We start from the raw sequence: 4,896 nt of genomic DNA, 5'->3' as shown, positions 1-4,896 counted from the left end.
CTTGGTTACCGGCGAGATTCACCTGGACGGTTACGGCCTTGCCGTCGTTGCTTTGTGCGCCCGCCGCCGTGAGTGGATCCCCCCAGAAGTCCTGGATGCTCAGCACGTGCACCTTGTCTTCGCGCAGCTTGCGCATCAGGGTGTCGTAGAACTTGTGGGCGTCGTCACCCAGGGGCTGCTCGCCCTCGAGGACGATCATCGCCACACTGTCGGTTTCTCCTTCGTTGAACGCGTGGCCGATGTGTTTCATCGCCACCATCGATGGCGCGTCGTTAGGGCTCAGGGATACCGACCGCTCTTGGCCGACATCTTCCAGCGATGGGACGAACACACTGAGGATGACGGCAATTGCCAGCCAGAACAGGATGATCGGTATCGCGAGGGTGTGCAGCATCCTTGCGATGAAGGGCCGTTCGGCATGCGTGTCCCCGGGCAGTCGGGCGAACGTGGTACTCACTCGGACTTCACCAGGCAGAAGGTGAAGGCGTTGACCTCGTTGGAGATTTTCTCTGCTTTGACGACGCCGTCCACCACGATGCGGCAACCAATGCTGTCGCTATTTCCTTGTGCCACGAGGTCTCCCATCATCGCCGCTTTCGTGGTGGTGATGTGTAGCGACCAGGGCAACGGTGCCCCATCGACACGCTTCGGATCAGAGTTGACGTCGAAATAGCTGATGTCGGCGGTTGTTCCGGGTGGGCCGAAGACTTCGTAGGAGATTTCTTTCGGGTTGAACGGCTTGGCGCTCTCCAGGTTGCTGTCGGCATACGATGCGCGCTTTTCGGAACCGAAGTAGCCGTGGACTCGGTCCACGACGAATCCGCCGGCGACCGCCACCGCCAAAATGACCAGTGGGATCCACGTCCGGGACAGCACCTTGAAAATATGACATCCCCTTACCGGTCGGCATTCCTCTTCGCGGACGGGTTCGTCGCGCCGACCGCTTGCCTTCACCGCAACTAAGCCTTGCCTAAGTAAATCATGGGCCTGGCGGTGCTCCGATTCCTTCCTCTGGCCCGCCTGAAGTGTAACGCATATCACGTGCGTAACAGAGCCCTTGCATCCGCTCGATCTGCCAACAAATCACATGATGTGCGTTATACAAATCACATGATGTGCGTTATCCTCAGCCGGTGGCGCCCCTGACGTTTCAGCGTGCCCGGACGGAAGAAAACAAGCGCCGACGTGCGGCGGCGCTCGTCGAGGCCGCGCGATCACTGGCAGTCGAGACCGGTGTCGCGTCGGTAACGCTGACCGCCGTCGCCGGCCGCGCCGGTATCCATTACTCCGCGGTGCGCCGCTACTTCACTTCCCACAAAGAGGTACTGCTGCACCTCGCCGCCGAAGGTTGGGTGCGATGGTCGGGCACTGTGTGCGAAAAGTTGGCCGAGCCGGGCCCGATGTCGCCGCCGCGGGTCGCTGAGACGCTGGCCAACGCTCTGGCCGCGGACCCGCTGTTTTGTGATCTGCTGGCCAACCTGCACCTGCACCTCGAGCACGAGGTGGATCCCGAAAGGGTTGTCGAGATCAGGCGGACCATCGCCGCCGCCGCGATCGCGCTGGCCGACGCGATCGAGCGCGCGTTACCCGTGCTGGGGCGTTCGGGCGCCTTCGACATGTTGATCGCCGCTTATTCTTTGGCCGCAGCTTTCTGGCAGATCGCCAACCCCCCGGAGCGACTGTCTGACGTCTACGCCGAGGAACCGGAATCCTTGCCGCCCGAGTGGAATATCGATTTCGCGTCCGCGCTGGCCCGAGTGCTCACCGCGACCTGTATCGGTCTGAGCTCCGGATCGCCCGCAATCGAAGAAGGTGGGACGTGAGGACCGTATTGCGCGCGGGTCCGCAGCTGCGGCTAAGGTACTTAGCGCACCAAAGCAAACAGTGGGATAACCACGGCGGCGGGCGTTTTCGCGTGTCTTATGAAGCAATCAAATGGGCGCATATGCGCCCGGTGAGCGGGAGGTGATTCGATGGTTAAGACTGCAGTTGCCAACGCGGTGAAAAAAGCATGGATCGCCTTGGTCATCCTGGCCGTAATTCTGGTGGCGGGGTTCGTCGTCACTCGGCTGCGCAGCGTCTTCGGAAGTCACGACAACCGCCCGATTACCAGCGGCAGCGCCGATGACATCAAGCCGTTCAATCCCAAGCACGTGGTCTATGAGGTCTACGGGGCCGGGTCCACCGCGAACATCAACTACCTGGACATCAACGCCCAGCCGCGGCGGATAGACAACGTGCCCCTGCCCTGGACGCTGTCGGTCATCACGACGCTGCCGTCGGTGAGCGTCAACGTGGTCGCGCAGACCGACGGTGACCAGATCGGCTGCCGAATCATCGTGAATGACGTAGTCAAGGACGAAAGGTCGGTCAACGGAGTGAACGCCGAAACCTTCTGCATAGTGAAGTCCGCATGACCACGACTGAGCCCGTTAAGGGGCCCAAAAACGAAGCCGTGGGCCTCCCACACATGCCGTGGTTTGCGCGGTCGGTGCACAAGTTCGCGCCGCTGATAATCCTGGTCTGGGTCGGGCTCGTCGTATGCCTCAGCATGTTCGTGCCCTCTTTGGACAAGGTCGGTAAGGAACACACCGTATCGATGAGTCCGAAAGAGGCGGCGTCGATGCAGGCGATGCAGCGCGTCGGCAAGGTGTTCAACGAATTCGACAGCGACAGCGCGATCATGATCGTCCTCGAGGGCAGCCAGCCGCTCGGCGATGACGCGCACCACTACTACGACCAGCTGATCAAGAAGCTGGAGGCGGACACGGCGCACGTCGAGCACGTGCAGGACTTCTGGGGGGATCCGCTGACGGCGGCCGGCTCGCAGAGCTCGGACGGTAAAGCCGCCTATGTGCAGGTGTATCTCAGGGGTAATCAGGGCGAGACCAAGGCCAATGATTCCGTCAAATCGGTCCGCAAGCTGGTGGAGCAAACGCCTCCGCCGCCCGGGGTCAAGGCCTATGTGACCGGCGCGGCGGCCCTGACCGCCGATCAGTCGGCGGCCGGCGAGAAGGGCGTCATCTTGGTCACCATGCTCACGTTCGTCGTGATCATCGTGATGCTGCTGTGGGTCTACCGCTCGATCGTCACCGTCTTGATCACCCTGCTGATGGTGGTGCTCGAACTGTTCGCGGCGCGGCAGGTTGTCGCGTTTCTGGCCAATAACGAGTTCATCGGCCTATCGACCTTCGCGGTGAATCTGCTGGTGTTGATGGTGATCGCGGCGAGTACCGACTACGCGATCTTCGTGCTGGGCCGGTATCAGGAGGCGCGGTCGCTCGGCGAGGACCGAGAACAGGCCTTCTTCACCATGTTCCACGGGACCGCGCACGTGGTCCTGGGCTCCGGCTTGACCATCGCCGGTGCGATGTATTGCCTCAGTTTCACCCGGCTTCCGTATTTCCAGAGCCTTGGCGTCCCGTGCGCGGTGGGGACACTTGTCGCCGTGCTTGCGGCGCTCACGCTGGGCCCGGCCGTGTTGACGGTGGGGAGTCGGTTCGGCCTGTTCGACCCGAAGCGGGCGATGCGGACGCGGGGCTGGCGGCGCGTGGGCACCGCCATTGTCCGGTGGCCCGGGCCGATTCTGGCCGTGTCGATCGCCATCGCGCTCATCGGGTTGCTCGCGCTGCCCGGGTATAAGACGGATTACGACAACCGCGATTATCTGCCTGAGAGCACGAAGGCGGTCGTCGGATATGAGGCCGCGGAGCGGCATTTCTCCAACGCCCGGATGAATCCGGAACTGCTGATGATCGAGACAGATCACGATATGCGGAATCCGGCGAACATGTTGGTGCTGGACAGGATCGCCAGGGGCATCTTCCATATCCCCGGCGTCGCTCGCGTCCAGACGATAACGAGGCCGCTGGGAGCGCCGATCGAGCACACCTCGATCCCGTTCCAGATCAGCATGCAGAACACGACGCAGGTCGAGAACCAGGAGTATATGAAGAAGCGCATGGCGGACATGCTGAAGCAGGCCGATGCGATGCAGCAGTCCATCGACACCATGCAGCGCATGTACGACATCACCGCGAAGATGGCCGCGGTCACCCACCACATGGACGGCCTGACGCATGAAATGCTGGATGTGACAAACACATTGCGCGACAACATCGCCAATTTCGATGACTTCTTCCGGCCGATCCGCGCCTACTTCTACTGGGAGAAACACTGCTTCGACATCCCCGGCTGTTGGGCGCTCAGATCTATCTTCGACGCGCTCGACGGTCTGGATCAGATCACCGAAAAGTTCACTTATCTTACGGACGACATAGCCAAACTGGATGCGTTGTTGCCGCAGATGCTCGCGCAGATGCCGCCGATGATCGCGACCATGACGACGATGAAGACGATGATGCTGACGATGCACAGCTCGATGAACTCGATGTATGACCAGATGGACGTGATGAGCCAGAACTCCACCGCCATGGGTCAGGCATTCGACGCGGCCAAGAACGACGACTCGTTCTACATTCCGCCGGAGGTCTTCGACAACCCCGACTTCAAGCGCGGTCTGAAGATGTTCCTCTCGCCCGACGGCCACGCCGCTCGGTTCATCATCTCCCATGACGTCCCTCCCGCGACGCCCGAAGGCATTTCACACGTCGATCCGATCAGGACTGCGGCGAAGGAAGCCATCAAGGGAACGCCACTGGAGGGTGCCAAGATTTGGCTCGGCGGCACGGCCGCGGTCTACAAGGACATGCGTGACGGATCCAAATACGACCTGATGATTGCCGGGATATCGGCGGCCAGTCTCATCCTGATCATCATGTTGATCATCACCCGGAGCCTGGTTGCCGCGATCACCATCGTGGGGACGGTACTGCTTTCGTTGGGGGCCTCATTCGGCCTCTCGGTGCTGGTCTGGCAGGACATCCTGGGCATTCG

5 protein-coding genes are annotated in these 4,896 nt (G+C 61.3%); 3 read left to right on the top strand and 2 right to left on the bottom strand.

Annotation, left to right across the window (positions count from 1 at the left end; all coding sequences use genetic code 11):
- Both ACLP9N_RS00080 and ACLP9N_RS00075 read right to left on the bottom strand, forming a co-directional pair.
- Positions 1–394: MMPL family transporter (locus ACLP9N_RS00080; RefSeq protein ID WP_442405491.1), on the bottom strand; the 394-nt coding region annotated here is incomplete at its 3' end.
- Positions 395–453: 59 nt separating this feature from the next.
- The gene (locus ACLP9N_RS00075; RefSeq protein WP_442405490.1) at positions 454–876 is read right to left on the bottom strand and encodes an MmpS family protein; all 423 of its coding nucleotides are present in this window, start codon (positions 874–876) and stop codon (positions 454–456) included.
- A 239-nt stretch (positions 877–1,115) separates the two neighbouring features.
- Between ACLP9N_RS00075 and ACLP9N_RS00070 the strand changes: the two genes are divergently transcribed.
- The 3 genes from ACLP9N_RS00070 to ACLP9N_RS00060 form a co-directional block, all read left to right on the top strand.
- Positions 1,116–1,823 carry a TetR family transcriptional regulator gene (locus ACLP9N_RS00070; protein ID WP_442405489.1) on the top strand — a complete coding sequence of 236 codons (708 nt, stop codon included), beginning with the start codon at positions 1,116–1,118 and terminating at the stop codon, positions 1,821–1,823.
- 150 nt (positions 1,824–1,973) lie between these two features.
- The gene (locus ACLP9N_RS00065; RefSeq protein ID WP_442405488.1) at positions 1,974–2,417 is read left to right on the top strand and encodes an MmpS family transport accessory protein; all 444 of its coding nucleotides are present in this window, start codon (positions 1,974–1,976) and stop codon (positions 2,415–2,417) included.
- On the top strand, positions 2,414–4,896 hold a 2,483-nt coding region (locus ACLP9N_RS00060; protein ID WP_442405487.1), incomplete at its 3' end, for an MMPL/RND family transporter. The genes ACLP9N_RS00065 and ACLP9N_RS00060, both read left to right, overlap by 4 nt.

Origin of the sequence: Mycobacterium sp., assembly GCF_052144515.1 — a bacterium.
GTDB lineage: Bacteria > Actinomycetota > Actinomycetes > Mycobacteriales > Mycobacteriaceae > Mycobacterium.
Note: the sequence above shows the minus strand (reverse complement) of the source record. Positions and strands in the feature narration are given on the sequence as shown.

Bases quoted from the DNA above. Each gene is read 5' to 3' on its own strand.
- ACLP9N_RS00065 (WP_442405488.1), top strand. From the start codon at position 1,974: ATGGTTAAGACTGCAGTTGCCAACGCGGTGAAAAAAGCATGGATCGCC.